Origin of the sequence: Pseudoalteromonas rubra (assembly GCF_005887115.1) — a bacterium.
Classification (GTDB): domain Bacteria; phylum Pseudomonadota; class Gammaproteobacteria; order Enterobacterales; family Alteromonadaceae; genus Pseudoalteromonas; species Pseudoalteromonas rubra_F.
This window is the reverse complement of sequence record NZ_PNCJ01000132.1, coordinates 1-350: the sequence shown is the minus strand read 5'-3', so window position 1 is coordinate 350 and position 350 is coordinate 1. Positions and strand designations below refer to the sequence as shown.

Below are 350 nucleotides of genomic sequence, written 5' to 3'. Positions count from 1 at the left end.
CTGTCGTCTAATCAAGACGACCACAGTAAAAACTGGGCGTTTTTGCAAGCGGATGACGGTCAATGGGATCCTGCACCTTTTTACGATGTTACTTACAGCCCACATCCATTCAACGCACACGCCCCTGCGTTCGGAGGTTATGGTAAAGCGCCACCGCTTAAAGTGATGCAAAAACTAGCGACCAGTGCTGGCTATCGGAGTTGGCATGATGCACAGCAAGTCATTGAAGAAGTAGCAGAAGCCATCAGCCAATTTACGTATCTTGCACAGCAGCAAGGGATCAGTAAAACAATAGTGTCTGCGATTGCTAAGACATTGGATCAGCGCAAACAAGAAAATGCAGCGCTTTT

At 47.4% G+C, this 350-nt stretch carries 1 protein-coding gene; it reads left to right on the top strand.

Annotation, left to right across the window (positions count from 1 at the left end; genetic code table 11):
• A partial coding sequence (locus CWB98_RS23470) for a HipA domain-containing protein (RefSeq protein WP_138546976.1) occupies positions 1-350 on the top strand: 350 nt, incomplete at both ends.